The sequence below is a fragment of the Klebsiella spallanzanii genome (assembly GCF_902158555.1).
Lineage (GTDB): Bacteria > Pseudomonadota > Gammaproteobacteria > Enterobacterales > Enterobacteriaceae > Klebsiella > Klebsiella spallanzanii.
Genome location: NZ_CABGGS010000043.1, coordinates 22,682 through 48,801, shown reverse-complemented (window position 1 = coordinate 48,801; position 26,120 = coordinate 22,682). Strand labels below are relative to the sequence as shown.

The 26,120-nt window shown below is 52.3% G+C and carries 32 protein-coding genes; 15 read left to right on the top strand and 17 right to left on the bottom strand.

What is annotated here, in order from left to right; genetic code table 11:
- Nucleotides 1-53: 53 nt before the first annotated feature.
- Nucleotides 54-683 carry a 23S rRNA (uridine(2552)-2'-O)-methyltransferase RlmE gene (rlmE, locus tag FN082_RS20835; protein ID WP_004106110.1) on the bottom strand — a complete coding sequence of 210 codons (630 nt, stop codon included), beginning with the start codon at nucleotides 681-683 and terminating at the stop codon, nucleotides 54-56.
- Nucleotides 684-807: 124 nt separating this feature from the next.
- Here rlmE and yhbY point away from each other — a divergent pair, with 124 nt between their 5' ends.
- Complete coding sequence (gene yhbY / locus FN082_RS20830; protein ID WP_004139797.1) at nucleotides 808-1,101, top strand: ribosome assembly RNA-binding protein YhbY; 294 nt, start codon at nucleotides 808-810, stop codon at nucleotides 1,099-1,101.
- Nucleotides 1,102-1,253: 152 nt separating this feature from the next.
- On the opposite strand, the gene greA is transcribed toward yhbY, so the two are convergent.
- Nucleotides 1,254-1,730: a transcription elongation factor GreA gene (gene greA / locus FN082_RS20825; RefSeq protein ID WP_112213563.1), complete on the bottom strand. Its 477-nt coding sequence runs from the start codon at nucleotides 1,728-1,730 to the stop codon at nucleotides 1,254-1,256.
- A gap of 235 nt (nucleotides 1,731-1,965) precedes the next feature.
- On the opposite strand from greA, the gene dacB reads away from it, so the two are divergent.
- Complete coding sequence (dacB, locus tag FN082_RS20820; RefSeq protein WP_139540686.1) at nucleotides 1,966-3,399, top strand: serine-type D-Ala-D-Ala carboxypeptidase; 1,434 nt, start codon at nucleotides 1,966-1,968, stop codon at nucleotides 3,397-3,399.
- Between the two features lie 43 nt (nucleotides 3,400-3,442).
- On the opposite strand, the gene cgtA is transcribed toward dacB, so the two are convergent.
- The 4 genes from cgtA to rplU all read right to left on the bottom strand — a co-directional run bounded on the left by cgtA (nucleotide 3,443) and on the right by rplU (nucleotide 6,280).
- Nucleotides 3,443-4,615 (bottom strand): Obg family GTPase CgtA, encoded by a 1,173-nt coding sequence (gene cgtA, locus FN082_RS20815; protein ID WP_139540687.1) that lies wholly within the window; start codon nucleotides 4,613-4,615, stop codon nucleotides 3,443-3,445.
- Between the two features lie 15 nt (nucleotides 4,616-4,630).
- Nucleotides 4,631-5,596 carry a DMT family transporter gene (locus FN082_RS20810; protein WP_142982292.1) on the bottom strand — a complete coding sequence of 322 codons (966 nt, stop codon included), beginning with the start codon at nucleotides 5,594-5,596 and terminating at the stop codon, nucleotides 4,631-4,633.
- A gap of 95 nt (nucleotides 5,597-5,691) precedes the next feature.
- Nucleotides 5,692-5,949, bottom strand: a complete 258-nt coding sequence (gene rpmA / locus FN082_RS20805; RefSeq protein WP_003861831.1) for a 50S ribosomal protein L27 — start codon at nucleotides 5,947-5,949, stop codon at nucleotides 5,692-5,694.
- A gap of 19 nt (nucleotides 5,950-5,968) precedes the next feature.
- The gene (gene rplU / locus FN082_RS20800) at nucleotides 5,969-6,280 is read right to left on the bottom strand and encodes a 50S ribosomal protein L21 (protein WP_004106123.1); all 312 of its coding nucleotides are present in this window, start codon (nucleotides 6,278-6,280) and stop codon (nucleotides 5,969-5,971) included.
- A 260-nt stretch (nucleotides 6,281-6,540) separates the two neighbouring features.
- On the opposite strand from rplU, the gene ispB reads away from it, so the two are divergent.
- A complete protein-coding gene (ispB, locus tag FN082_RS20795; protein WP_142462611.1) occupies nucleotides 6,541-7,512 on the top strand; it encodes an octaprenyl diphosphate synthase in 972 nt (323 codons plus the stop codon).
- Nucleotides 7,513-7,708: 196 nt separating this feature from the next.
- On the top strand, nucleotides 7,709-7,981 hold the full coding sequence (sfsB, locus tag FN082_RS20790) for a DNA-binding transcriptional regulator SfsB (protein WP_142982291.1): 273 nt from the start codon (nucleotides 7,709-7,711) through the stop codon (nucleotides 7,979-7,981).
- A 59-nt stretch (nucleotides 7,982-8,040) separates the two neighbouring features.
- Here the strand turns inward: sfsB and murA are convergent, their stop codons facing one another.
- The 7 genes from murA to mlaF all read right to left on the bottom strand — a co-directional run bounded on the left by murA (nucleotide 8,041) and on the right by mlaF (nucleotide 12,847).
- On the bottom strand, nucleotides 8,041-9,300 hold the full coding sequence (gene murA, locus FN082_RS20785) for a UDP-N-acetylglucosamine 1-carboxyvinyltransferase (protein WP_142982290.1): 1,260 nt from the start codon (nucleotides 9,298-9,300) through the stop codon (nucleotides 8,041-8,043).
- Between the two features lie 54 nt (nucleotides 9,301-9,354).
- A complete protein-coding gene (gene ibaG, locus FN082_RS20780) occupies nucleotides 9,355-9,609 on the bottom strand; it encodes a BolA family iron metabolism protein IbaG (RefSeq protein WP_004106141.1) in 255 nt (84 codons plus the stop codon).
- A gap of 135 nt (nucleotides 9,610-9,744) precedes the next feature.
- Entirely contained in the window at nucleotides 9,745-10,035 is a 291-nt protein-coding gene (gene mlaB, locus FN082_RS20775) for a lipid asymmetry maintenance protein MlaB (protein ID WP_139540692.1), read from the bottom strand.
- The gene (gene mlaC, locus FN082_RS20770) at nucleotides 10,035-10,670 is read right to left on the bottom strand and encodes a phospholipid-binding protein MlaC (protein ID WP_112213557.1); all 636 of its coding nucleotides are present in this window, start codon (nucleotides 10,668-10,670) and stop codon (nucleotides 10,035-10,037) included. The genes mlaB and mlaC overlap by 1 nt, the downstream gene beginning before the upstream one ends.
- Before the next feature lie 18 nt (nucleotides 10,671-10,688).
- Nucleotides 10,689-11,240, bottom strand: coding sequence for an outer membrane lipid asymmetry maintenance protein MlaD (gene mlaD / locus FN082_RS20765; protein WP_142982289.1), 552 nt, complete (start codon nucleotides 11,238-11,240; stop codon nucleotides 10,689-10,691).
- A gap of 4 nt (nucleotides 11,241-11,244) precedes the next feature.
- Nucleotides 11,245-12,027, bottom strand: a complete 783-nt coding sequence (gene mlaE / locus FN082_RS20760; protein WP_139540693.1) for a lipid asymmetry maintenance ABC transporter permease subunit MlaE — start codon at nucleotides 12,025-12,027, stop codon at nucleotides 11,245-11,247.
- Nucleotides 12,028-12,034: 7 nt separating this feature from the next.
- Nucleotides 12,035-12,847 carry a phospholipid ABC transporter ATP-binding protein MlaF gene (gene mlaF / locus FN082_RS20755; protein WP_139540694.1) on the bottom strand — a complete coding sequence of 271 codons (813 nt, stop codon included), beginning with the start codon at nucleotides 12,845-12,847 and terminating at the stop codon, nucleotides 12,035-12,037.
- Nucleotides 12,848-13,056: 209 nt separating this feature from the next.
- Between mlaF and FN082_RS20750 the strand changes: the two genes are divergently transcribed.
- From FN082_RS20750 to npr, 11 genes are all read left to right on the top strand, one after another.
- Nucleotides 13,057-14,034, top strand: coding sequence for a calcium/sodium antiporter (locus FN082_RS20750; RefSeq protein ID WP_139540695.1), 978 nt, complete (start codon nucleotides 13,057-13,059; stop codon nucleotides 14,032-14,034).
- Nucleotides 14,031-15,035, top strand: coding sequence for an arabinose-5-phosphate isomerase KdsD (gene kdsD / locus FN082_RS20745; RefSeq protein WP_407929277.1), 1,005 nt, complete (start codon nucleotides 14,031-14,033; stop codon nucleotides 15,033-15,035). The genes FN082_RS20750 and kdsD overlap by 4 nt, the downstream gene beginning before the upstream one ends.
- A gap of 14 nt (nucleotides 15,036-15,049) precedes the next feature.
- On the top strand, nucleotides 15,050-15,616 hold the full coding sequence (kdsC, locus tag FN082_RS20740; protein ID WP_139540697.1) for a 3-deoxy-manno-octulosonate-8-phosphatase KdsC: 567 nt from the start codon (nucleotides 15,050-15,052) through the stop codon (nucleotides 15,614-15,616).
- Entirely contained in the window at nucleotides 15,613-16,188 is a 576-nt protein-coding gene (gene lptC / locus FN082_RS20735; RefSeq protein WP_139540698.1) for an LPS export ABC transporter periplasmic protein LptC, read from the top strand. Before kdsC ends, lptC begins: the two co-directional genes overlap by 4 nt.
- On the top strand, nucleotides 16,157-16,702 hold the full coding sequence (gene lptA / locus FN082_RS20730) for a lipopolysaccharide ABC transporter substrate-binding protein LptA (protein ID WP_139540699.1): 546 nt from the start codon (nucleotides 16,157-16,159) through the stop codon (nucleotides 16,700-16,702). The genes lptC and lptA overlap by 32 nt, the downstream gene beginning before the upstream one ends.
- A gap of 6 nt (nucleotides 16,703-16,708) precedes the next feature.
- Complete coding sequence (lptB, locus tag FN082_RS20725; protein ID WP_138362921.1) at nucleotides 16,709-17,434, top strand: LPS export ABC transporter ATP-binding protein; 726 nt, start codon at nucleotides 16,709-16,711, stop codon at nucleotides 17,432-17,434.
- Nucleotides 17,435-17,481: 47 nt separating this feature from the next.
- On the top strand, nucleotides 17,482-18,915 hold the full coding sequence (gene rpoN, locus FN082_RS20720; RefSeq protein ID WP_139540774.1) for an RNA polymerase factor sigma-54: 1,434 nt from the start codon (nucleotides 17,482-17,484) through the stop codon (nucleotides 18,913-18,915).
- Nucleotides 18,916-18,937: 22 nt separating this feature from the next.
- Nucleotides 18,938-19,225 carry a ribosome hibernation promoting factor gene (hpf, locus tag FN082_RS20715; RefSeq protein WP_139540700.1) on the top strand — a complete coding sequence of 96 codons (288 nt, stop codon included), beginning with the start codon at nucleotides 18,938-18,940 and terminating at the stop codon, nucleotides 19,223-19,225.
- Nucleotides 19,226-19,291: 66 nt separating this feature from the next.
- Nucleotides 19,292-19,780 (top strand): PTS IIA-like nitrogen regulatory protein PtsN, encoded by a 489-nt coding sequence (gene ptsN, locus FN082_RS20710; protein WP_142462605.1) that lies wholly within the window; start codon nucleotides 19,292-19,294, stop codon nucleotides 19,778-19,780.
- A 45-nt stretch (nucleotides 19,781-19,825) separates the two neighbouring features.
- Nucleotides 19,826-20,680 carry an RNase adapter RapZ gene (rapZ, locus tag FN082_RS20705; protein WP_142982288.1) on the top strand — a complete coding sequence of 285 codons (855 nt, stop codon included), beginning with the start codon at nucleotides 19,826-19,828 and terminating at the stop codon, nucleotides 20,678-20,680.
- Complete coding sequence (npr, locus tag FN082_RS20700; RefSeq protein WP_004106170.1) at nucleotides 20,677-20,949, top strand: PTS phosphocarrier protein NPr; 273 nt, start codon at nucleotides 20,677-20,679, stop codon at nucleotides 20,947-20,949. Before rapZ ends, npr begins: the two co-directional genes overlap by 4 nt.
- A 49-nt stretch (nucleotides 20,950-20,998) precedes the next feature.
- Here the strand turns inward: npr and mtgA are convergent, their stop codons facing one another.
- From mtgA to FN082_RS20680, 4 genes are all read right to left on the bottom strand, one after another.
- Complete coding sequence (gene mtgA, locus FN082_RS20695) at nucleotides 20,999-21,724, bottom strand: monofunctional biosynthetic peptidoglycan transglycosylase (RefSeq protein ID WP_139540703.1); 726 nt, start codon at nucleotides 21,722-21,724, stop codon at nucleotides 20,999-21,001.
- Nucleotides 21,721-22,374: an isoprenoid biosynthesis glyoxalase ElbB gene (elbB, locus tag FN082_RS20690; RefSeq protein WP_139540775.1), complete on the bottom strand. Its 654-nt coding sequence runs from the start codon at nucleotides 22,372-22,374 to the stop codon at nucleotides 21,721-21,723. The genes mtgA and elbB overlap by 4 nt, the downstream gene beginning before the upstream one ends.
- Before the next feature lie 234 nt (nucleotides 22,375-22,608).
- Nucleotides 22,609-24,948, bottom strand: coding sequence for an aerobic respiration two-component sensor histidine kinase ArcB (arcB, locus tag FN082_RS20685; protein ID WP_142463569.1), 2,340 nt, complete (start codon nucleotides 24,946-24,948; stop codon nucleotides 22,609-22,611).
- A 92-nt stretch (nucleotides 24,949-25,040) separates the two neighbouring features.
- Nucleotides 25,041-25,970 (bottom strand): TIGR01212 family radical SAM protein, encoded by a 930-nt coding sequence (locus tag FN082_RS20680; RefSeq protein ID WP_142467156.1) that lies wholly within the window; start codon nucleotides 25,968-25,970, stop codon nucleotides 25,041-25,043.
- Nucleotides 25,971-26,120 lie beyond the last annotated feature (150 nt).

Genomic DNA, 26,120 nt, shown 5'->3' with positions numbered 1-26,120 from the left:
GTCAGGATACTCTATATCCAGCGTCTTTCAAACTTCCGTTTGAAATCTGCCGGTTATGGTTTACGCCCGGTCGCTACAATATACACTTCACGCGAACGGGCGCGAGAAGAGTCCGGCTTACGAACTTTGACCTTCGTAAACAGGGAGCGAATCTCTCTTAGATACTCATCGAAGCCTTCGCCCTGGAACACCTTCACTACAAAACTACCACCTGGCGCTAATACATCACGAGCCATTCCAAGCGCCAGTTCCACCAGATACATGGCCCGGGGAATATCCACCGCCGGTGTTCCACACATATTTGGTGCCATATCGGACATGACAACTTGTACTTTACTGTCACCTACACGCTCAAGTAACGCTTTCAGAACTAATTCATCACGAAAATCGCCCTGAAGAAAGTCCACACCAACGATTGGATCCATAGGTAAAAGATCGCAAGCAATGATGCGGCCGCTGTTACCGATCTGCGTAACCGCATATTGCGACCAGCCACCGGGTGCAGCGCCGAGGTCAACTATCGTCATCCCCGGTTTAAAAATCTTGTCACTTTGCTGTATTTCATCAAGTTTAAACCAGGCACGGGAACGTAACCCCTTTTTCTGTGCCTGTTGAACATATTTATCGCTAAAGTGTTCCTGAAGCCAACGACTTGAGCTGGCAGAACGCTTTTTACCTGTCATTTAACATTCCCATTTCGGGTTCATCGTACTTCGTGACGTAAAAATCGTCGCGGTAGTTTGGCGATATATGGGAGATGGCGGTAGAATGAACCGTTTTCAATCCCAACGTAAGCAAAAAAATACGATGAATCTGAGTACTAAACAAAAACAGCACCTGAAAGGTCTGGCACATCCGCTCAAGCCGGTAGTTATGCTTGGCAACAATGGTTTGACCGAAGGGGTACTGGCCGAGATTGAACAAGCGTTAGAGCACCATGAACTTATCAAGGTGAAGATCGCCTCGGAAGACCGCGAAACTAAAACCTTGATCGTGGAAGCTATCGTGCGCGAAACCGGCGCCTGTAACGTACAGGTCATCGGTAAAACGCTGGTTCTGTATCGCCCGACTAAAGAGCGTAAAATCTCGCTGCCACGCTAAGAATATCCTGGTTATCGACACAACTTTGTGTAAATCGAGGGTTTTCTGCGGGTAGACGAGCAAAATGCCATGCTCCGGACGTTGATAAAAGGCCGCTATGCGGCCTTTTTCCTTTCTTTACAATCCATCAACATCGTAGCGTTAAATTCGGATTAAAGGTACTCAACCTTGATAATTTCGAATTCTACTTCACCGCCTGGTGTACGGATTACAACAACATCATCCTGCTCTTTACCGATTAAACCGCGCGCAATCGGTGAGTTCACAGAAATCAGATTTTGCTTAAAATCGGCCTCATCATCACCGACGATACGGTAAGTCTGTTCTTCATCAGTATCAAGATTCAGAACGCTGACCGTAGAACCAAAAATCACCCGACCATTATTGGGCATTTTGGTGATATCGATGACCTGAGCATTCGACAGCTTCGCTTCGATATCCTTAATGCGGCCTTCACAGAATCCCTGCTGTTCACGGGCAGCATGATATTCAGCGTTCTCTTTCAGATCGCCGTGCTCGCGCGCATCGGCTATAGCAGCAATGATTTCAGGACGACGTACGGACTTCAGAAAATCCAATTCTTCGCGCAGTTTTTCAGCGCCACGTAAGGTCATCGGAATAGCTTGCATTTGTTATACCTCTTTTATCATTCCTTCATGGAGCGGACATCGCCACTCAGCAGCCGGTCAAGGCTTGAGCAGGACCGGAGCAAAAGAAAACCGACCCGGAAAGTCATCCCCAGGTCAGCTGCAATTTTCAATTTGATACGTATTTTACCCTGAAGTTCACTATGGGTCATCGTTTACTTTACAGGGCGTTGCACCGTAGTATGACGGACTGGTTTCAGGTTGTTAGCGCGAGATTATGCGATTTTCCAGATTTATCATCGGATTGACTGCCGGTATAGCGATTAACGCTCAAGCGGCGAATATTGACGAATACATCAACCAGCTTCCTGCGGGTGCAAACCTGGCCTTTATGGCGCAGAAGGTGGGCTCCCCGACGCCGGAGATAGACTATCATAGCCAGCAGATGGCGCTCCCCGCGAGCACCCAGAAAGTGATCACCGCCCTGGCTGCGTTACTACAGCTAGGCCCGAACTTCCGTTTCACCACGACGCTGGAAACCAAAGGCTCCCTTGACGACGGCGTGTTGAAAGGTGACCTTATTGCACGCTTTGGCGGCGATCCTACGCTTAAACGTCAGGATATTCGTAATATGGTTGCCACGCTGAAAAAAGCCGGCGTGCAGCGAATCGAAGGCAATGTGCTTATCGATACTTCCGTCTTCGCCAGCCATGACAAAGCACCAGGTTGGCCATGGAACGATATGACGCAGTGCTTTAGCGCCCCACCGGCGGCCGCAATTGTTGATCGTAACTGCTTCTCCATTTCGCTCTATAGCGCACAAAAACCAGGCGATCTGGCGTTTATCCGCGTGGCATCTTACTATCCGGTGACCATGTTCAGCCAGGTACGCACTTTGGCCCGCGGCTCTTCTGAAGCGCAGTACTGTGAGCTTGATGTGGTCCCCGGCGATCTAAATCGCTACACCCTGACCGGATGCTTGCCTCAGCGCAGCGAGCCGTTACCGCTGGCCTTCGCTATTCAGGATGGCGCCAGCTATGCCGGTGCGATTTTGAAATCTGAGCTGACTGAGGCCAATATCAGCTGGAGCGGCACGCTGCTGCGTCAAACTTTGGCAAACGATCCGGGTACCGTGCTGGCAAGCACACAGTCTGCCCCGCTACATGACCTGTTACGGATTATGCTGAAAAAGTCAGACAATATGATTGCCGATACGGTATTCCGCACCATTGGGCACGCTCGCTTCAGCGTACCGGGCACCTGGCGCGCCGGTTCCGATGCCGTAAGGCAGATCCTCCGTCAGCAGGCCGGTGTGGATCTCGGGAATACCATTATTGCCGATGGCTCAGGTTTGTCGCGTCATAACCTCATCGCGCCGGCGACAATGATGCAGGTACTGCAGTACATTGCTCAGCACGATAACGAGCTTAACTTTATCTCAATGTTGCCTCTGGCTGGCCATGACGGTTCTCTGCAATACCGTGCAGGTCTACATCAGGCAGGGGTTGACGGGAAAGTGTCGGCCAAAACGGGTTCACTGCAAGGGGTGTATAACCTGGCCGGGTTCATCACTACGGCCAGCGGGCAGAAGGTCGCTTTCGTGCAATATTTATCAGGCTATGCCGTACCGCCAGCCGATCAGCGCAATCGACGTATCCCGCTTGTGCGGTTTGAGAGCCGACTGTACAAAGACCTGTATCAGAATAACTAATGCAAAGGGCCGCATCATATGCGGCCCTTTCAGCTTATCCAGATTAACGTTTATAGATGAATTCGACGCCTTCTTCGTCGTCTTCGTCCCAATCGTCATCCCAGTCTTCATCATCTTCCACTTCAGCTTCTTCAAGCTGCTGGCGGTGGTAGTCGTCCCACATAAACTCGACTTTTTCCGCAGGTTTCGCTTCTTCGGCATGAACAATCGGGTTTTCGATGATAAAGGTCATGACGTCCCAGCACAGGTCTTTAACCCCTTGCTGGCTGGCGGCCGAAATCAGATAGAACTTCTCTTCCCAGCCCAGCGCTTGCGCGATGGCTTTCGCTTTCTCTTCCGCCTCAGCTTTGTCCATCAGGTCAATCTTGTTAAAGACCAACCAGCGCGGCTTGGAAGCCAGTTTTTCACTGTATTTTTCCAGCTCACCGATGATGATCCGCGCGTTCTCCACCGGATCGGAACCGTCAATGGGTTCGATATCGATGAGGTGCAGCAGCACGCGGCAACGTTCAAGATGCTTGAGGAAGCGAATACCGAGACCTGCGCCTTCAGCGGCGCCTTCAATCAGCCCCGGGATATCCGCAACCACAAAGCTCTTCTCGTTATCCATACGCACCACGCCAAGGCTCGGCACCAGCGTAGTAAACGGATAGTCGGCAACTTTAGGCTTCGCTGCGGAAACAGCGCGAATAAAGGTCGATTTACCCGCATTTGGCATCCCCAGCATTCCGACATCGGCCAGCAGCATCAGCTCCAGCTGCAGGTCGCGCTTATCACCCGGTGTCCCCATCGTCTTTTGACGCGGAGTACGGTTAACGGACGATTTGAAACGGGTGTTACCCAGGCCGTGCCAACCGCCCTTAGCGACCATCAGGCGCTGACCGTGTTTAGTCATATCCCCCATGGTCTCACCGGTCCCCTGGTCAATCACACGGGTTCCTACAGGCACCTTAACCGTCACGTCTTTACCGCGTTTACCGGTACAGTCGCGGCTTTGACCATTTTGACCACGTTCAGCGCGGAAGGACTTCTCAAAACGGTAGTCGATCAAGGTATTCAGGTTTTCGTCCGCTTCAAGCCAGACATCACCGCCATCACCACCATCGCCGCCGTCCGGGCCGCCTCTCGGGATATATTTTTCGCGGCGGAAGCTAACGCAGCCATTGCCGCCATCGCCTGCTACGACCAGGATCGTTGCTTCATCAACAAACTTCATTTTACTCTCCGAAAATCATTCGCCTGAACGGGACAGCGGCACAACCGCTTCTCGCTTACGCCATCGTCCCCAAAGACGATGACCGACGGCGGAATACATCGCGCCCGCAACCACGACAAACGCACCGAGATAACCCATCAGGTTCAACAGCGGTCTGGCGAAAACGTCGGGCCAGGCCAGTGATAATAAATCTGAAAATAACAGCGTAAATAGCGGCGTTAAGGTAATCAACGCGCTCACCTGCGCCGCCTGCCAGCGCGCCATCGCTTCCGCGAGCGCACCGTAACCTACAAGGGTATTTAGCCCACAAAAGACCAGACAGGCCAGCTGCCAGTCGCTTAATGCCAATACCTGCGAAGGTGTCGCTAATGGCAAGAGCGCTATAGTACATAAAGTGTACAGCAAAAAAAGGATTTGCTGTGATGCCAGACGACGTAATAACACCTTTTGCGCGACGCCATAGCTAACCCAGACCGTCGCCGCACCTACGCCAAAAATCACTCCCCACGTGTAGTCCGTCAGGCGGGTAAAAATCTCAATCAGGCTGGTGTTAAAAAACATCACCAGACCACTCACCAGCATTAACGCCCCTAAAACCTGAGTGCCGCGCATTTTCTCTTTGAGGATAAAAACGCTGGCGACCATCATGCCGACCGGGGACAGCTGGCCAATCACCTGAGAAGCTGTGGGGCTGAGATATTGCAAGGAAGAACTAAACAGAATGAAGTTACCGAATAAGCCACCTGTCGCAACGACCAGCAGTATCAGCCAACGCGGTTTACGAAAAATACGCAGCGGGGGCTGTTTTCTTTTAATAACCAGGATGGCCCCAAGACCAAAACTTGCCATCAAAAAGCGATAAAAAACCACCGTCGGCGGTTCCATGACTTCCAGAACCTGCTTCATTGCGATCGGCAAAGCACCCCAACACATTGCGGTGGTGAGCGCTAAAAGAATGCCGATGCCGGCCTGCTGCTTCATGCCCGTTTTCCCTGCAGAAAATTTTCCGGGTTTTCAATGTAAAAAGCCCCGCAACACGTTGCGGGGCTTTAATCCGTTACCGGACCACGAAAAACTTACTCAGCAACGATGCTGATGTATTTACGGTTATTCGGGCCTTTAACTTCAAATTTCACTTTACCGTCTGCTTTAGCAAACAGAGTGTGGTCACGACCGCAACCTACGTTAGTGCCAGCGTGGAATTTGGTACCACGTTGACGAACGATGATGCTACCCGCCAGAACGGATTCGCCACCGAAACGCTTAACGCCCAGGCGTTTAGCTTCTGAATCGCGACCGTTACGAGTTGAGCCGCCAGCCTTTTTATGTGCCATTTAAATCTCTCCTCAGGTCTTAGGCGCTGATGCCAGTAATTTTCACATCAGTGAACCACTGACGATGGCCCTGCTGCTTACGGTAGTGTTTACGACGACGAAACTTAACGATTTTAACTTTCTCGCCACGACCATGAGCAACAACTTCAGCTTTGATTACGCCGCCCTCAACGAAAGGAACGCCGATCTTGATTTCTTCACCGTTTGCGATCATCAGCACTTCAGCGAACTCAACAGCTTCGCCAGTTGCGATGTCCAGCTTTTCCAGGCGAATGGTTTGACCTTCGCTTACTCGGTGTTGTTTACCACCACTTTGGAAAACCGCGTACATATAGAACTCCGCTTCCGCGCACCTCTTCGTATGATTCAGAGTGCGCTATAAATATTCACAATAGGGCGCGAATATTACGCAAAACGCGAGCCTTTGACAAGAGCGATCAGCGATCAACGCAGAAAAAAAACACAACTGTCACTCCAACGTTTATCTACGGCAATTTTTCAGTACAATCATATATTCTTTTAATTCTATCTTAATCCTTCTGTGATCCCATTCGGATGCGCGGTAACAGGACATTTGGCCCGGCTTTTGCGATGAATTTAGAAAAAATCAATGAGTTAACCGCGCAGGATATGGCGGGCGTCAATGCGACAATCCTTGAGCAACTCGACTCTGATGTTCAGCTTATCAATCAGTTAGGCTATTACATTGTTAGCGGCGGCGGTAAACGTATTCGCCCAATGATCGCCGTTCTGGCCGCACGTGCCGTTGGGTATCAGGGAAACGCACACGTTGCCATTGCCGCACTGATCGAATTTATCCATACCGCCACTCTACTGCATGATGATGTCGTTGATGAGTCAGATATGCGTCGTGGTAAAGCCACGGCAAACGCAGCATTCGGCAACGCGGCCAGCGTTCTGGTAGGCGATTTTATCTATACTCGCGCCTTTCAGATGATGACCAGCCTTGGCTCATTAAAAGTGCTGGAGGTGATGTCAGAAGCCGTTAACGTTATTGCTGAAGGCGAAGTCCTGCAATTAATGAACGTCAACGACCCCGATATTACAGAAGAAAACTACATGCGGGTCATTTACAGTAAGACTGCGCGTTTGTTTGAAGCCGCAGCGCAATGTTCCGGAATTCTGGCCGATTGTACCGCTGAACAAGAAAAAGCGTTGCAGGATTACGGGCGCTATCTGGGCACCGCTTTCCAGCTGATCGACGATTTACTTGACTACAGTTCAGATGGCGGGCGCCTCGGTAAAAACGTTGGCGATGATCTGAACGAAGGTAAACCGACTCTACCGCTGCTGCACGCCATGCGTCACGGTACCGCGGAGCAATCCGCCATGATTCGTGGAGCGATTGAACAAGGTAATGGCCGCCATCTTCTGGAAGCTGTGCTGGAAACTATGGCAGCCTGCGGCTCGCTCGAATGGACTCAACAGCGTGCAGAAGAAGAAGCGGATAAAGCCATTACCGCCCTCCAGATTCTGCCGGATTCTCCATGGCGCGAAGCGCTTATTGGACTTGCCCACATTGCTGTACAGCGCGATCACTAATCCCCGCCTTTCTTCCCCGCGCAGCCTGCGGGGAAGTTCCAGTAAAATCCGAAATACAATCTTTACTACTAATCTATTGATATATTCCTAATCTCAGATCCATAAAAAGAACTTGTTAGAACATTACTGGAACTAAAGGTATAGTTATTTCATCGCCCGTTCAGGACGATCAGAAACCTCACAACCAGGAGAATTTATGGATAAGTTCATCGACTGGCATCCGGCGGATATTATTGCCGGGTTGCGTAAAAAAGGGACGTCGCTGGCGGCTGAATCACGACGCAATGGCTTAAGTTCTTCAACGCTTGCCAATGCGTTAACTCGACCATGGCCTAAAGGCGAGCTAATTATTGCGAACGCGCTGGATACAACACCATGGGTTATCTGGCCATCGCGCTATCACGATCCCCATACCCATCAGTTTATCGACAGAACGCAGATGATGCGCCAAAGAAAGAGTAACAAGTAAAGCAAGGCTACGGACAACAGCCCTCGAACAACCGTCGGAGGGCTGCTGCCGTCAGAGACTTATTCGCCTTTAACGCGTTCGATATTCGCGCCCAGCGCCTGCAGTTTGTCTTCGATACGTTCGTAGCCGCGGTCAATGTGGTAAATACGATCGACAATTGTCGTACCTTCCGCAATACAACCCGCCAGTACAAGGCTGGCAGACGCACGCAGATCCGTCGCCATCACCTGTGCGCCAGAGAGTTGCTTCACACCGTGGCAAATTGCCGTATTGCTTTCAATTTCCGCATGCGCACCCATACGGATCAGTTCCGGTATGTGCATGAAGCGGTTTTCGAAAATAGTTTCGGTGATCACGCCAGTACCTTCCGCCACAAGGTTCAGCAGCGTGAACTGGGCCTGCATATCGGTAGGGAAACCCGGGTGTGGGGCAGTACGCACGTTAACAGCCTTCGGGCGATTGCCATGCATATCCAGGCTAATCCAATCCTCGCCCGTTTCGATATCCGCCCCGGCATCGCGCAGCTTTGCCAGAACAGCATCAAGGGTATCCGGCTGAGCGTTGCGGCACAGGATCTTACCGCCAGAAATGGCGGCAGCCACCAGGAAAGTGCCCGTTTCGATACGGTCTGGTAGAACACGGTATACGCCGCCGCCCAAACGCACGACGCCTTCGATGGTGATACGATCGGTACCCTGACCTTTGATCTTCGCACCCAGCGTATTCAGGAAGTTCGCGGTATCGACAATTTCCGGCTCGCGCGCGGCGTTTTCGATAACGGTGGTGCCTTCCGCCAGCGTCGCTGCGCTCATGATGGTCACGGTCGCACCAACGCTGACCTTGTCCATCACAATATGCGCGCCCTTCAGACGCCCATTGACCGATGCCTTAACATAACCTTCTTCCAGTTTGATTTCCGCACCCAGTTGCTCAAGACCGGTAATGTGTAAATCAACGGGGCGTGCGCCGATAGCGCAGCCGCCGGGAAGTGAAACCTGACCCTGGCCAAAACGCGCCACCAGCGGCCCCAGCGCCCAAATAGACGCGCGCATCGTTTTGACGAGGTCATACGGAGCACAGAAAACGTCAACCGGGCCGGCATCAATCCAGACGGAGCCATTGCGCTTAACGTTCGCGCCCAGCTGGCTCAGCAGCTTCATGGTGGTATCGATGTCTTTCAGCTTCGGTACGTTTTGGATCTCAATCGGCTCTTCCGCTAGCAGCGCGGAAAAGAGGATTGGCAGGGCGGCGTTTTTCGCGCCGGAAATGGTGACCTCGCCCTGAAGACGAGTTGGCCCCTGAACACGGAATTTATCCATTGATTCTGTTCTCTGTTAAGAATTCACATACGCTGTGGGGAACATCCCCACAGCTTATAAACCATTTAGTTTGCGGTCTCGCGCCCACTCCTGCGGAGTAAACGCTTTAATCGACAGAGCATGGATGCGGTTATCGGCAATATATTCCATCAGCGGGGCGTAGATAGCCTGTTGCTTCTTGACCCGGCTCATGCCGTCGAACATCTCACCCACAGCAATAACCTGAAAGTGGCTGCCATCGCCAGAGACGTGGACTTCCTGAAGGGAGAGTGCGTTCATCAGCACGGTCTGAATTTCATGATTTTCCATGGGCTAAAATTTATCTGATAGTGAAAACAGCCCAACATCTTAGAGGAAAGTGACGCGGTCTTAAACAAGCAAAAAGCCCCATCGAAAAGTTTGATGGGGCTTTCAGAATAGCTTCAGTAGTAAGGCACTGAAAAACTATGGGATCATATCAGCAGGAAGGTTGTACAACCTGACCAGGGTTTGCAGATTTTCACTCTTACCGGTCAACTTCGCTTCCCGACCCTGCCGACGAACCAGCGCGATAAAATGCACTAATAGCGCCAGCCCGGCGGTGTCCACACGGGTCACTTCACTCAGATCGATCGCCAACACGCCATCCGTCGCCTGAGCGCGATCCTCCCAGAGCGGGACCAGCAGATCCTGGTCCAGCTCACCGCGCAGCGCCAGCGTCTCACCATCGCGAGCCCAGCTCAGCTGCCCGGTCATTATTTTTTCTGTTCCAGGGTAATCGGCTGCGCGGAGCTTGCCTTCAGCTGCGCCGTCAGACCATCGACGCCTTTAGTACGCAGCAGATCGCTCCACTCGTTCTGTTTGGTGGTAATCATGCTCACTCCTTCTGCAATCATATCGTAAGCCTGCCAGTTGCCGGTCTGGGTATTTTTACGCCACTGAAAATCCAGACGCACCGGTGGGCGGCCGTTCGGGTCAAGGATGGTCACACGGATAGGAATGATGGTCGCATCACCCAGCGGCTGTTCAGGTGCAATCTGATAGGTCTGACCGTGGTACATTGCCAACGCCTGGCCGTAGGCCTGTTTCAGATATTCGCGGAAGGCGGCAAAATAAGCTTCACGCTGCGCGGGTGTCGCTTCTTTGTAATAACGACCCAGCACCAGCGCGCCGGCATATTTCACCTGAACATATGGCAGAAGTTCCTGATCGACGATGTCGCGCAGATAGTTCGGATTAGCCTGGATTTTAGGCTGTTCGTTCTTCAGGCGATCGAACGTTTTCTGCGCTGCTTCGTCCATCAGCTTATACGGATTAGATTGATCCGCAGCGGTCGCCGCTGTTAAGGGTGCAATCACCAGCATGGCGACCATTAGTAAGCGTTTAAACATATCTTATCTCTCCTGAAATTAATGCGTCGTACCGGCTGGCTGCGTAGCGTCAGTATGACTCTCTCCCGCCACCTGATCATCGCCAGAATTCTTATTGTCACTCCCCTTACTGTTGTAAAGGAACTGACCAATCAGATCCTCCAGCACCATTGCGGATTTGGTGTCCTGAATGGTGCCGCCATCTTTAAGGATAGATGTTCCCAGCTCAGGGTCTTCAAAGCCAATGTTCATCGCCAGATACTGTTCGCCCAGCAGGCCGGAAGTTCTGATTGCCAGCGAGCTGGTATCCGGAATGTGGTTGTAACGCTCATCGATATCGAGCGCCACACGTGGCAGATAGGTTTTCGGGTCGAGGGTGATATCCGCGACTCGTCCAACCACCACGCCGCCAATACGTACCGGAGATCGCGCTTTCAGACCGCCAATATTGTCAAAGGTAGCATAAAGCCTATAGGTCGGTTCGGTACGCAATGAGGTCACGTTTGCCGCCTTGAGGCAGACAAACAGCGCGGCCAGCAGCGCAACCAGTAAGAACACTCCTACCCAGATTTCATTTTTTCTCGTTTGCATGAACTCAATTCCCAAACATCAGCGCAGTCAGCACAAAATCCAGCCCCAGAACCGCCAGCGACGCATGTACCACGGTACGCGTCGTCGCCCGGCTAATCCCGGCGGAAGTGGGGATAGCGTCATAACCGTTAAATAACGCGATCCATGTTACCGTAATGGCGAAAACCAGACTTTTAATCAGGCAGTTAACCAGATCCATCCGCCAGTCGACGGCATTTTGCATTGCGGTCCAGAAGAATCCGCCATCGATGCCCTTCCAGCTAACACCGACCAGCGATCCTCCCCAGACGCCGACTGCCACGAAAATGATCGTCAACAACGGCAGTGAAATCACCCCGGCCCAGAAACGCGGAGAAATCACGCGGCGAAGCGGATCGACCGCCATCATCTCCATACTGGAGAGCTGCTCGGTCGCACGCATCAGGCCAATCTCGGCGGTCAGCGCCGAACCGGCACGCCCGGCGAACAGCAGCGCAGCAACCACCGGCCCCAGTTCACGCAGCAGCGATAGCGCCACCAGCATGCCCAGACTGGTTTCCGCGCTGTAGGTGGTTAACACCAGATACCCTTGCAGACCCAGCACCATACCGATAAACAGCCCCGATACAATGATGATCAGCATCGACAGTACGCCAACGTTATACAGTTGACGCATCAGCAGAGGCGCATGCTTGCGAAACTCGGGCTTGCCCACAACGGCGTTGAAGAGCATTAATCCAGCACGCCCGAACGTCGCGATAGCTTTGATACCACGATGTCCGAGCGCGGCTAGCGCATTTAACAACATGAGTCGCTTAACTCCCTTTGCCCAATAAATCATGATGATAATCGCCCGCAGGATAGCGGAACGGCACAGGGCCGTCAGCAATACCATCAATGAACTGACGAACCCGAGGATCGGTATTTTCACGCAGCGACTGCGCGCTACCATGCGCCACGACTTTTTTGTCCGCCACGATATATGCAAAGTCCGCAATGCTGAGCACTTCTGGCACATCATGCGAAACTACGATACAAGTGACACCCAGGGTGCTGTTGAGTTCAGAAATGAGCTTCACGAGCACCCCCATAGTAATGGGATCCTGCCCGACAAAAGGTTCATCGAACATGATTAAATCAGGTTCCAGCGCAATGGCCCTCGCCAGCGCGGCGCGGCGCGCCATCCCGCCGGAGAGCTCAGAAGGCATCAGCTTCGCGGCTCCTCGTAGCCCGACGGCTTCCAGTTTCATCATCACAGTGGTGTGCAGCAATGCCTCCGGCAGACGAGTATGCTCACGTAGCGGATATGCAACGTTATCAAACACATTCATATCAGTGAACAGCGCGCCGGATTGAAACAGCATGCTCATACGCTTGCGGACGGTATACAGGCGCGAACGCGACATCTGCGGTACGTTTTCACCATCAAACAGGATCTCGCCCTTATCAGGCGGGATCTGGCCGCCGATCAGACGTAACAGGGTAGTTTTGCCGATCCCTGATGGTCCCATGATCGCGGTGATTTTACCGCGAGGTACCGACAGCGAGATATCATCGAAGATCACGCGATCGCCCCGCGAGAAGCGAATACCGCGCACTTCGACTAAATTCGCCAAACTTTGGCTCATAAAATCATCCTTACTAGACACCCATCGGGCTAAGCATGGCGCTTTCTTTCACCACAAACCCAACATTTTTACAGAATCTTACCTGCCTGAGTTAGCCAAAGCTGGCATTTGTTTTACTTTTGGCACACATAAAGTCAAAATTAAGAATTCGTTACGCTGCCTACGGACGGCCAGCGAGGCGACGATTATACCTGAAGAAAGGACTTTAGATGCTCTTAGCGACGGCTCTGTTAATTATTGGTTTATTGCTGGTTGTCTACAGCGCCGATCGTCTGGTCTACGCCGCTTCAATACTCTGCCGTATGTTGGGGATCCCCCCACTCATTATTGGGATGACGGTGGTCAGCATCGGTACCAGTTTACCGGAGATCATCGTTTCCGCCGCCGCTTCCCTGCACGGGCAAACCGATCTGGCGATTGGTACCGCGCTTGGTTCTAACATCACCAATATTCTACTAATCCTCGGCCTCACTGCGCTGTTTCAACCTTTTACCGTGCATTCTGATATCCTGCGCCGCGAATTACCGCTAATGTTGCTGGTCAGTTTACTGGCAGGCTTTGTGCTATATGACGGTCAGCTTACGCGTATGGATGGCCTTTTTTTGCTGGCGCTGGCAATACTTTGGCTCCTGTTCACAATCAAAATCGCCCGGCTTGCGGAACGCCAGGGCAGCGATAGCCTGACCCGCGAACAGCTGGCAGAGCTTCCACGTGAAGGATCGCTCCCCGTCGCCCTGCTTTGGCTGGGCGTTGCGATGATTGTGATGCCAATAGCCACGCGTATGGTGGTGGATAACGCCACGGTACTGGCAAACTTTTTTGCCATCAGTGAACTGACCGTTGGGTTAACGGTTATCGCTATAGGTACTAGCCTACCAGAACTGGCAACCGCCATCGCCGGGGCGCGAAAAGGTGAAAATGATATCGCCATCGGGAATATCATTGGCGCTAATATTCTTAATATTGTGCTGGTCCTCGGGCTTCCCGCGTTGATTGCGCCCGGCACTTTCGCCGCCGAGGCCTTTACTCGCGACTATGGCGTCATGCTGCTGGTCAGCCTGATCTTTGCCCTACTGTGCTGGCGGCGTAAACAACAGCCCGGTCGCCTTACCGGTGCCCTGCTGGTCGGTGGTTTTGTGCTTTGGTTAGCGATGCTGTACTGGACAGCGCCGCTCTTCGTTGAATGATTCGGGATAACACTATGTCGCAAATAGATTTGCCAGCGGATTTTGACTTTCAACGGGCAGGCCGCGAGGTTCTGGAAATTGAACGTGAAGGTCTGGCCCAGCTCGATCGGTACATTAATGAAGATTTTACCCGCGCCTGCGAGACGATTTTTCGCTGTAGCGGCAAAGTCGTCATCATGGGAATGGGGAAATCCGGCCATATCGGACGTAAAATGGCGGCGACGTTTGCCAGTACCGGCACGTCATCCTTTTTTGTTCATCCAGGCGAAGCCGCCCATGGCGATTTAGGTATGGTAACCCCACACGACGTGGTTATCGCCCTATCGAATTCAGGTGAATCAAACGAAATTCTCGCGCTGATTCCGGTGCTCAAACGTCAGCAGGTGGCATTAATTTGTATGACCAGCCGTCCGGAAAGCAGCATGGGGCGCGCGGCAGATATTCATTTGTGCGTGAAGGTCCCCAAAGAGGCCTGCCCGTTAGGTTTGGCGCCAACCTCAAGTACCACCGCTGCGCTGGTGATGGGCGATGCGCTGGCTGTGGCGCTACTCGAGGCCCGCGGCTTTACCGCTGAGGATTTTGCCCTGTCGCATCCTGGCGGTGCGCTGGGTCGTAAGCTGCTGCTGCGGGTCAATGATATTATGCACACCGGCGATGAAATTCCGTATGTGGGCCTGCAGGCAACGCTGCGCGATGCGCTGTTAGAAATAACGCGCAAAAATTTAGGCATGACCGCTATCTGCGATGATGAAATGAATATCATCGGCATCTTCACCGATGGCGATCTGCGCCGGGTATTCGATACCGGGGTTGATATGCGTAACGCCAGCATTGCTGAGGTCATGACGCGGGGTGGTATCCGTATTCGTCCCGGTACGCTGGCCGTTGATGCGCTCAACCTGATGCAATCCCGCCATATCACCTGCGTATTGGTTGCCGATGGCGACCGTCTGCTGGGTGTGGTACATATGCACGATCTCCTGCGCGCAGGCGTAGTGTAAGTAAGGAAAAAATAATGAATAATGCTGATGCCCGGTTGTCGACTTGCTATGGGCCGGTAAGCCGGGACTTTATCGACCGTGCGGCGAAGATCCGATTATTGATCCTCGACGTAGATGGCGTCCTGTCCGATGGCCTTATCTACATGGGCAACAATGGCGAAGAGCTGAAAGCGTTTAACGTGCGCGATGGCTACGGCATCCGCTGCGCCCTGACTTCAGATATTGAAGTGGCGATAATTACCGGGCGAAAAGCTAAACTGGTGGAAGACCGTTGCCAGACGCTGGGCATCACGCATCTGTACCAGGGACAGTCCAATAAGCTTTTAGCGTTTCATGAATTACTCAACAAGCTGGCCGTTCGTGCAGATGAAGTAGCCTACATTGGTGACGATCTCATTGACTGGCCGGTTATGGCTGAAGTCGGTTTAAGCGTAGCGGTAGCAGATGCGCATCCGTTGCTGATCCCGCGCGCGGATTACGTCACTCGTATCAATGGCGGTCGTGGAGCGGTACGCGAAGTTTGCGATTTGCTACTATTGGCGCAGGGCAAGTTGGATGAGGCCAAAGGGCAATCTATATGAGTAAAACCAGGCGTTGGGTTATCATTTTACTGTCGCTGGTCGCGCTGATTCTAATCGGTCTGAATCTGGCGGGTACGGACGATACTCCCCAGCAGGCGGTCAATCCTGATGACCCGACGTATACCAGCGAACATACCGATACCGTTGTTTATAGCCCTGAAGGGGCGCTTAACTACCGGTTGATTGCTGAACATGTAGAGTATTTTTCCGAACAGCAGCTCTCGTGGTTTGCCAAGCCGGTGATGACCACTTTTGATACCAATAAAGTACCGACCTGGTCCATCAAAGCGGATAAAGCCAAGTTGACGAACGACCGCATGCTGTATCTTTACGGACACGTTGAAGTGAATGCGCTAACGGCGGATTCTCAATTACGCAAAATTACGACGGATAACGCCCAGATAAACCTGGTGACGCAGGATGTTACCTCCGATGACATGGTGACGTTGTACGGGACAACATTTAATTCCAGCGGCCTGAAAATGCGCGGAAACCTACGCAGCAAAACTGCCGAGCTGATTGAAAAGGTTAGAACCTCTTATGAAATTCAGAACAAACAAACTCAGCCTTAAGATTGCGCTCGCCAGCGCCTTACTGGCCGCCAGCCTGTCGGCACAGGCAAAGACGGGCGATACCGATCAGCCGATTCATATTGAATCCGATCAGCAGTCGCTGGATATGCAGGGTAATGTTGTCACCTTTACCGGTAATGTCGTCGTCACCCAGGGAACCATCAAAATCAACGCCGATAAGGTTGTTGTCACGCGTCCTGGCGGAGAGAAAGGCAAAGAGGTTATCGACGGTTACGGTAACCCGGCGACTTTCTACCAGATGCAGGATAACGGTAAACCGGTGAAAGGCCGCGCGTCGAAAATGCATTATGAACTGCAAAATGATTTTGTCGTTCTGACCGGTAACGCACATCTGGAACAGATCGATAGCAATATTCAGGGTGACAAAATCACCTATCTGGTAAAAGAGCAGAAAATGCAGGCGTTCAGCAATAAAGGTGGGCGCGTGACCACGGTTCTGGTTCCTTCGCAGCTGCAGGACAAAGGCAACGCTCAGCCAAACAAGGGTAAGTAATTCGTTATGGCAACATTAACTGCAAAGAATCTCGCTAAAGCCTATAAAGGCCGCCGCGTGGTGGAAGACGTCAGTCTGACCGTCAACTCCGGCGAGATAGTTGGTCTGCTCGGCCCTAACGGGGCCGGTAAGACAACCACGTTCTATATGGTCGTCGGTATCGTACCGCGCGACGCTGGCAACATTATTATTGATGATGAAGATATCAGCCTGCTGCCGCTACACGCCCGTGCGCGTCGCGGCATCGGCTATCTTCCGCAGGAAGCGTCTATTTTCCGTCGCCTGAGCGTTTACGATAACTTGATGGCGGTATTGCAGATTCGCGACGATCTCAGCAATGAGCAGCGTGAAGACCGTGCAAAAGAGCTGATGGAAGAGTTTCACATTGAGCATCTGCGCGATAACATCGGCCAGGCGCTCTCCGGTGGTGAACGCCGCCGCGTCGAAATCGCCCGCGCGTTGGCCGCCAACCCGAAATTTATTCTGCTGGATGAACCCTTTGCCGGCGTTGACCCCATTTCCGTTATCGATATCAAACGTATTATTGAACACCTGCGCGACAGCGGTCTCGGCGTACTGATAACCGACCATAACGTCAGGGAAACCCTGGCCGTTTGCGAACGTGCATATATTGTTAGCCAGGGTCACCTGATAGCCCACGGCACACCGCAGCAAATCCTTGAAGACGAGCAGGTTAAGCGCGTGTATCTTGGGGAAGACTTCAGACTCTGATAGGGTAGAGGTTACAGACGTTTTAGCCGGAGATATTGGCCCTGAATATGAAGCAAGGTTTGCAATTAAGGTTAAGCCAACAGCTTGCCATGACGCCACAGTTGCAGCAGGCAATTCGCCTTTTGCAGCTGTCCACGTTAGAACTCCAGCAGGAACTCCAGCAGGCGCTGGAGAGTAACCCGTTGCTCGAGCAAACCGATCTTCACGACGAGGTAGAAACCAAAGAGGCCGAGGATCGCGAATCTCTGGATACCGTCGATGCTCTTGAGCAAAAAGATATGCCTGAAGAGCTGCCGCTTGATGCCAGCTGGGATGAGATTTACACCGCCGGTACACCATCAGGTAACGGCGTGGATTACCAGGATGATGAACTGCCGATTTATCAGGGTGAAACCACTCAGAGCCTGCAGGATTACCTGATGTGGCAAGTCGAACTCACGCCTTTCACCGATACAGATCGCGCTATCGCCACCTCTATCGTTGACGCCGTTGATGATACTGGCTACCTCACGGTTTCTGTTGAAGATATCGTGGAGAGCATTGGCGATGATGAAATCGGACTTGAAGAAGTTGAAGCAGTTCTCAAACGTATTCAGCGTTTCGACCCCGTCGGCGTAGCGGCCAAAGATCTGCGCGACTGCCTGCTGGTTCAGCTTTCACAATTTGCTAAAGAGACGCCGTGGCTTGATGAAGCCCGCCTGATCATCAGCGATCATCTCGATCTGCTGGCCAATCATGATTTCCGTACCCTGATGCGCGTAACCCGCCTTAAAGAAGAAGTACTCAAGGAAGCGGTGAATCTGATCCAGTCGCTGGATCCGCGCCCAGGCCAGTCCATTCAAACCGGCGAACCGGAATATGTGATCCCTGATGTTCTGGTGCGTAAGGTTAACGATCGTTGGGTGGTTGAACTCAACTCAGATAGTCTTCCGCGCCTGAAAATCAATCAGCACTATGCCGCCATGGGTAACAACGCGCGCAATGATGCCGACGGTCAGTTTATCCGCAGTAATCTGCAGGAAGCTCGCTGGCTTATCAAGAGCCTGGAGAGCCGCAATGATACGCTGCTGCGCGTCAGCCGCTGTATCGTTGAACAGCAGCAGGCTTTCTTTGAACAAGGTGAAGAGTTTATGAAGCCGATGGTTCTGGCAGATATTGCCCAGGCCGTCGAAATGCATGAATCCACCATTTCACGCGTTACCACGCAAAAATACCTGCACAGTCCACGCGGTATTTTTGAGCTGAAGTATTTCTTCTCCAGCCATGTCAACACCGAAGGCGGCGGCGAAGCATCGTCGACGGCCATTCGTGCGCTGGTGAAGAAGTTAATCGCCGCGGAAAACCCCGCGAAGCCGTTGAGCGACAGTAAGCTGACCACCATGTTATCCGATCAGGGTATTATGGTGGCACGCCGCACCGTCGCTAAGTATCGAGAGTCTTTATCCATTCCGCCGTCAAACCAGCGCAAGCAGCTAGTTTGACCCAACCGATAAGGAAGACACTATGCAGCTCAACATTACAGGACACAACGTCGAAATAACCCCCGCCATGCGCGATTTCGTCAATGCGAAATTCAGCAAACTGGAGCAGTTTTTCGACAGGATCAACCAGGTCTACATTGTGTTAAAAGTAGAGAAGGTGACGCAAATTGCGGACGCCAATCTGCATGTCAACGGTGGCGAAATCCATGCCAGCGCGGAAGGGCAGGATATGTATGCCGCTATCGATGGTCTTATCGATAAGCTGGCAAGACAGTTAACAAAGCATAAAGATAAACTAAAACAACACTAATTGTCCGGGCAATAGCCTACGCCAACCGCTAACAAGCGGTTGGCGAGGGAGAGCTCAGGTGAAATTATGATAAATAACGATTCGGCTCTACAACTGAGCAATGTTCTTAACCAGGAATGTACCCGTAGCCAGGTTCACTGCCAGAGCAAGAAACGCGCGCTGGAAATCATCAGCGAACTGGCAGCAAAACAGCTAGGCTTGCCGCCTCAGATCGTGTTCGAGGCAATCCTCACACGAGAGAAAATGGGCAGCACCGGGATTGGTAACGGCATTGCTATTCCGCACGGAAAACTCGAAGAGGATACGCTGCGAGCCGTTGGCGTTTTTGTCCAGCTGGAAACGCCGATCGCTTTCGACGCCATCGACAATCAACCCGTCGATCTTCTGTTTGCCCTCCTCGTTCCAGCCGATCAAACAAAAACGCATTTGCATACGCTGTCGCTGGTCGCGAAACGTCTGGCGGATAAAACCATTTGCCGTCGCCTGCGCGCTGCACAAAGTGATGAAGAGCTATATGAAATCATCACTGAATCAGGAAGCAACGATGAGGCATAACGGAAGTCGCACCTTACTCTTTATCGTACTGAGGAGAAACGGTACATGGTACTGATGATCGTCAGCGGCCGTTCAGGGTCTGGGAAATCCGTCGCCCTGCGAGCGCTGGAAGATATGGGTTTCTACTGCGTGGACAACCTGCCGGTTGTCCTGCTGCCAGAGCTGGCGCGCTCCCTTGCCGATAGAAACATCTCGGCTGCCGTCAGCATTGACGTGCGTAATATGCCTGAGTCACCGGAAATCTTTGAGCAGGCAATGAAAAATCTGCCCACTGAATTTTCGCCTCAACTGCTGTTTCTGGATGCCGATCGTAACACGCTTATTCGCCGCTACAGCGACACGCGTCGTTTACATCCGCTATCAAGCAAAAACCTGTCGCTGGAAAGTGCTATCGATGAAGAAAGTGACCTGCTGGAACCTCTGCGTTCCCGCGCCGATCTGATTGTCGATACTTCCGAAATGTCGGTGCATGAGCTGGCAGAAATGCTACGCACTCGTTTGTTAGGCAAACGGGAACGTGAACTGACGATGGTTTTTGAATCCTTTGGCTTTAAGCACGGTATCCCTATTGACGCCGACTACGTCTTCGACGTTCGCTTCCTGCCGAACCCGCACTGGGATCCAAAGCTGCGCCCGATGACCGGCCTGGATAAGCCCGTCGCCGCCTTCCTCGACCGGCATACTGAAGTTCACAATTTTATCTACCAGACCCGCAGCTATCTTGAGCTATGGTTACCTATGCTGGAAACCAATAACCGCAGCTATCTGACGGTGGCCATTGGTTGTACCGGCGGTAAACACCGTTCGGTTTACGTCGCCGAACAGCTGGCTGACTACTTCCGCTCGCGCGGTAAGAACGTGCAGTCTCGTCATCGGACGCTGGAAAAACGCAAATCATGACCGTTAAGCAAACCGTTGAGATCACCAATAAGCTGGGCATGCACGCTCGCCCGGCGATGAAGCTGTTTGAGTTAATGCAGAACTATGATGCTGAAGTGCTGCTGCGTAATGATGAGGGTACTGAGGCTGAAGCCAATAGCGTGATTGCCCTGCTGATGCTCGACTCAGCGAAAGGACGTCAAATTGAGATTGAAGCCAACGGTCCGCAAGAAGTTGAGGCGCTGGCCGCGGTTATTGCGTTGTTCAACGCCGGGTTTGACGAGGATTAGAGAACTTTTTCCCGGCCAGGCGCTACGCTTACCGGGATTAAAATTTACCTCAATATAGCTTATTCCCCCGCATAAACCCTTCCCCACCCAGTTGGCGCATCTGGCGCAGGATCCATGCCTGGCGACTGCGGACATACCCTGACGGCGCATCGGCGCGAAAGCGAATCGGATTAGGCAAAACCGCAGCGAGCAGCGCCGCTTCGGAAGCCGTCAGCTTACTGGCTGGCTTATGAAAATAGCGCTGTGATGCGGCTTCGACACCAAAGGTTCCGTCGCCAAACTCAGCGATATTCAGATAGACCGTGAGAATACGTTTTTTGCTCCACACCGTCTCAATACCGACGGTCAGCCCCGCCTCCAGCCCTTTTCTCAGCCAACTGCGGCCATCCCACAGGAACAGGTTTTTGGCCGTCTGTTGCGACAGGGTTGACGCCCCACGGATCCGGTTCTCATTGCGTTCATTATGCGCCAGCGCTTTCTCAATAGCTGAAACGTCAAATCCCCAGTGCTCCGGGAATTTTTGATCTTCTGCTGCTATGACCGCCAGCCCCATCCAGGGAGAAATTTCATCCATCCCCACCCAATCAGAGTGGGCAATATAATGAAAATTTCCCGATCCCCATGCCCCGACCTGGCGCTCCAGCATAACGGCTGAAAAAGGCACCGGCAGAATACTAAAAAGCGCAATTCCGCCACCCCATATCACCACGCAGGCTAACAGCAGCCGCAACAAAAAGCGCTTCATCATCCGCAGCGGTGAAAAGCGGTATTTCATGCCGTCAGAACCAGCACGCGGGCAACCAGTTTTTCAATGCCGCTTGCCGCTTCAGCAATATTCTGTGCCAACATATAGGCGGGTGTTGTTACCACTTTGTTGTCTTCATCAACCACAATATCATCGACCGGGCAAGGCACATGCTCAGCGCCCATGTCTTCTACTGCCTCGGCGGTATCAAGGTCAGTCCCGATAGTTATCCGCAGCGGAATGGCAAAAATTTTGGGTAATAACGCCGGAGCGATACAGATAAAGCCTAGCGGCTTACCGGCTTGATGCATCGCCAGCGCCAGCGACTTGAGGTTGCTATCGACCTCGCATTCGCTGCCCTGCGAGGCAAAGCTGCTGAGGTTTTTCGCCGCCCCAAATCCGCCAGGCACGATCAGCGCATCCAACTCATCCGCTCGGGCGCTAGCCAGGGGCTGAATCTGCCCACGGGCAATACGTGCCGCTTCAACTAACACATTGCGGCTTTCAGCCTGCGCTTCACCAGTCAAATGATTGATAACATCGGTTTGTACTTTATCAGGCGCGAAACAGATGGCCTGAGCACCGCTGCGAGCTATCGCCAGTAAGGTTATGACCGCCTCATGAATTTCGCTACCGTCATAAACACCGCAACCGCTCAGCACCACACCAATTCTCTTCATCACATCAGCCCCTTAGTACAAGTCTATGAAACCAGTAAAAAATTTTGATTTACTCGCTATGCTTCACATATTTTACTGATTCACGTAACAAATTATTTAAGGTTTGCTATCTTAATGAGCGAGCAAACCAAATCCTCAGGTTGCGCCGCGTTAAAAAATCACTAAAATGATTCTGGCACAACAACCAGTTCCCTGGTGTTGGCGCAGTATTCGCGCACCCCGGTCTATCCGGGGTCATTTTTTATCCGCCGCTGCTACCCACGCTTTCAGCACCGCTACGTCGTTTTGCCACTCGGACTTCATCTCTTCAACCCACTCTGCAACGTTATCTGACCACGCTGGCAAATCCGGCGACTGAATCTGTTGTCCGAGCTGTTGGATGTGGCGCAAACCGATTGAGCCCGCAGCTCCCTTAATCTTATGTCCTTCGTCGACAATCCCTTTCTGGTCGCGCGCGGTGAGGTTGGATTCCAGAACCGACAGATAGCCGGGCATCATCCTCTCAAACACCGCCAGACCGTCATTAATCAGCTTCGGCCCCACCAGTTCGATATACTGCTCAAGCATTGGAACATCCAGCACAGAAGCCGATTTACTGACATCAACAGATGGCATATCGCTCTCCTCTTCTTCGGGTGAATCCCAGAATTTTTTGATGATGGCGGTTAATGCTGGAACCGATAATGGTTTACTCAAAACATCGTCCATTCCAGCATCCAGATACTCTTTCTTGTTCTTGAGTACGTTAGCGGTTAGCGCCACCAGCGGCGGAAGTTCGTCAGCAGCAAAATTCTGTTTTAGCTGACGAGAGATATCCAGGCCCGTCATATCAGGTAATTGAATATCCAGCAGCACCAGGTCGTACTCGCCAGGCTCAAACATCTCCAGCGCGGCTTTACCAGTCATCGCGACATCCACGCTGTTACCCAATTTTTCCAGCACCGACCGCGCCACAATCACGTTGAGTTCAATATCTTCCACCAGCAGCACATTCAGCGCAGGTAATGGCATATCATCCTCAGCCAGAGTGTCCTCCACTTCTTCCGCAACGGCTGGCGCATGTACAGTGAGAGTAAAGGTCGCCCCCTTACCCGGCTGACTGGAAACGCAAATATCACCGCCCATATTACGAGCCAGACGGCGCGATACGGCGAGGCCAATACCGGTCCCGGTAGCCGGTTTACCGCCATGACTATCTTTAACCTGGTAATACATGGCGAATATTTTGTCTTGCTCCGCTTCAGGAATACCGATACCGGAGTCTTCCACTTCGAAGTGCAGGATATCGCCTTCGTCATAGCGCACGCGAACGTTCACGTTCCCGCCCTGCGAGGTAAACTTCACGGCATTGCCGATAAGATTCCACAAAATCTGGCGCAGGCGCGTGCCGTCGGTGATCACTTTATGCGGTAGCGGTAGCGAGGGATCCAATACGAAATGCAATCCTTTCTGCTGGGCCTGCAGGCCAGAGAGGTTTTCCAGGTCGGCGAGGAAGCCGGTGAAATCAACAGGCTGGTTATCCAGTTGGATTTTACGTCGTTCCATTTTATCCATCTCAATAATATCGTTGAAGATATTACCCAGCGTCACCGCTGAGACATGGATGGTTTTCAGATATTTTTCCTGCTCGTCGGTCAGGTCGGTATCCAACAGGATCCGGCTGAGACCAACAATGCCATTAAGCGGCGTACGCAGTTCGTGGCTGATCGTTGAGATAAAGGTGGTCTTATCGCGACTAGCGCGTTCCAGCGCGTCCTGATAGCGCTTACGCTCGGTAATATCGCGGCCAAAACCCATCAGCCCACGTCGCTTACCCACGCGGTCATAATAAGGCACTTTGCGGATTTCAAAGCAGGCCTTACGCCCGTCCGGATAATCCAGCCACTGCTCGTAGGTCAGAGACACGTTGTGACGGAAAACTTTCTCATCCGTCTCCAGCACCTTCTCCGCGACCTCTTCACTGTAAACATCCTGCGGCTTCAGGTGGATGAGCTGTTTTTCGCTTTTACCTGTCAGCAGTTCCATGGCGCGGTTACAACCAGAAAACTCTTTATCTTCATTACGATAGAAAACCAGGTCTGGTGAAGCATCAAGGAAGGAACGAAGGAAGGAGGATTGCTGTTCAAGCTGAATTTGCGTTTCTTCACGCTCCTTCATCTCAATTTTCAACTGCTCAAGCGTCGTTTCACGTTCCGCTTCAGCCTTTTCACGCTCGCCGATCTCCTGATTGAGCTGAGCGATATTGTCCTTAAGCTGTACATTGAGCTTGAGATCGCGTTCGCGCATCTCCTCCAGCTTCTCTACCAGTCGCGAAAGGCGCTGCCGGGACTCTTCCAGTTGCTCAACCACCACCGAGAGGAAATAGACCGCCCACGGAGTAATCAGCAAACCAAAGAAGATAGAGCGGATAACATCAATACTTTCCACTTGACCATGCAATACCATGGTAACGGCCATCTGCACGACTATCGCCAGTACCACCAGCGCAAGAGCCAGCAGCATTGAAAAGCGCACCAGACCCAGCTTCATCATCAGGTCAACATAGTACTGCGCCAGCATACGAATTTGCTTCATGAGGGATTCCTTAGCGACAACTCCGCACAATAATACCCAATTCTGAGCAAGACGCTGTAAGTTGTGCAAAAAATGCGGAGACCCTTCATACTTCAGGCAATCGGAGGGACCCATGGCTGTCCCAGCGCCGAGCCCTGGACGCCGCGCTCGTTGAGGTACTTATCCAGCTCAACCATTCCGGTCCAGCGGTTCTCACACCACAGTGGCGCGAGCAGCGTTGGGCGACGGGCGCTGGCGGAAATACGGTGATAAATCACCTCTGGCGGCGTATGCCGAATCATCTCACCTGCGGTCACCGTGTAGTCTTCCAGTTCAATACCGTTCAACCGACCGGCCTGCCACGCCTTTGCCATGATGCTGCCCTTCACAATATGAAGTGGGTGCAGCTTGATGCCGTCTACACCGGTCTCAACCACCTGTTTTAGCGTCTCCAGACATGCGCTCTGCCCTTCACCCGGCAGGCCGACAATAAGATGGCTACAGACTTTAAGACCGCGCTCACGCGCCTGGCGGGTAGTACGCTGATAGCAGGCAAAATCGTGGCCGCGATTAATCCGGTGCAGCGTTTTATCGTGGGCGGTTTGCAGACCAAGCTCTAGCCACACTTCATAACCCTGTTCCCGATATTCGCTAAGCAGATCCAGTACCGCTTCGGGTACGCAGTCCGGGCGAGTCCCCACACATAGCCCGACGATGCTGGCCTGGCTTACTGCCTGCTGATACATAGAACGCAGCACCTGTACCTCAGCAAAAGTGCTGGTATAAGCCTGGAAATAGGCCAGATAGCGCTTAGCGCGGTTTACCCGTTGAGCCTGATGAGCCAGCTGTTCGGCAATTGAGCGATGCTGCTGCTCCTCATCGGCAAAAGAGGCAACGTTACAGAACGTGCAGCCGCCGCGACCAAGGGTACCATCGCGATTTGGGCAACTAAATCCACCATGCAGCGTCAGTTTATGAACCTTTTCGCCATAGCGACGCGCAAGATCCCCACCAAACATATTGACTAATTTTTGTAACTGCATAATCTGATAGACCGGCCTTAAGAAAGGGGCCAAGCCTGCCATTTTTAGCCACCGACGGCGATGACCTGGATCAATCGTCAACGCGGCCGCTTACCTCATTGCATAAACACTCAAGATAACTGCAATTTAATTCATCTTCATGGTAATGAG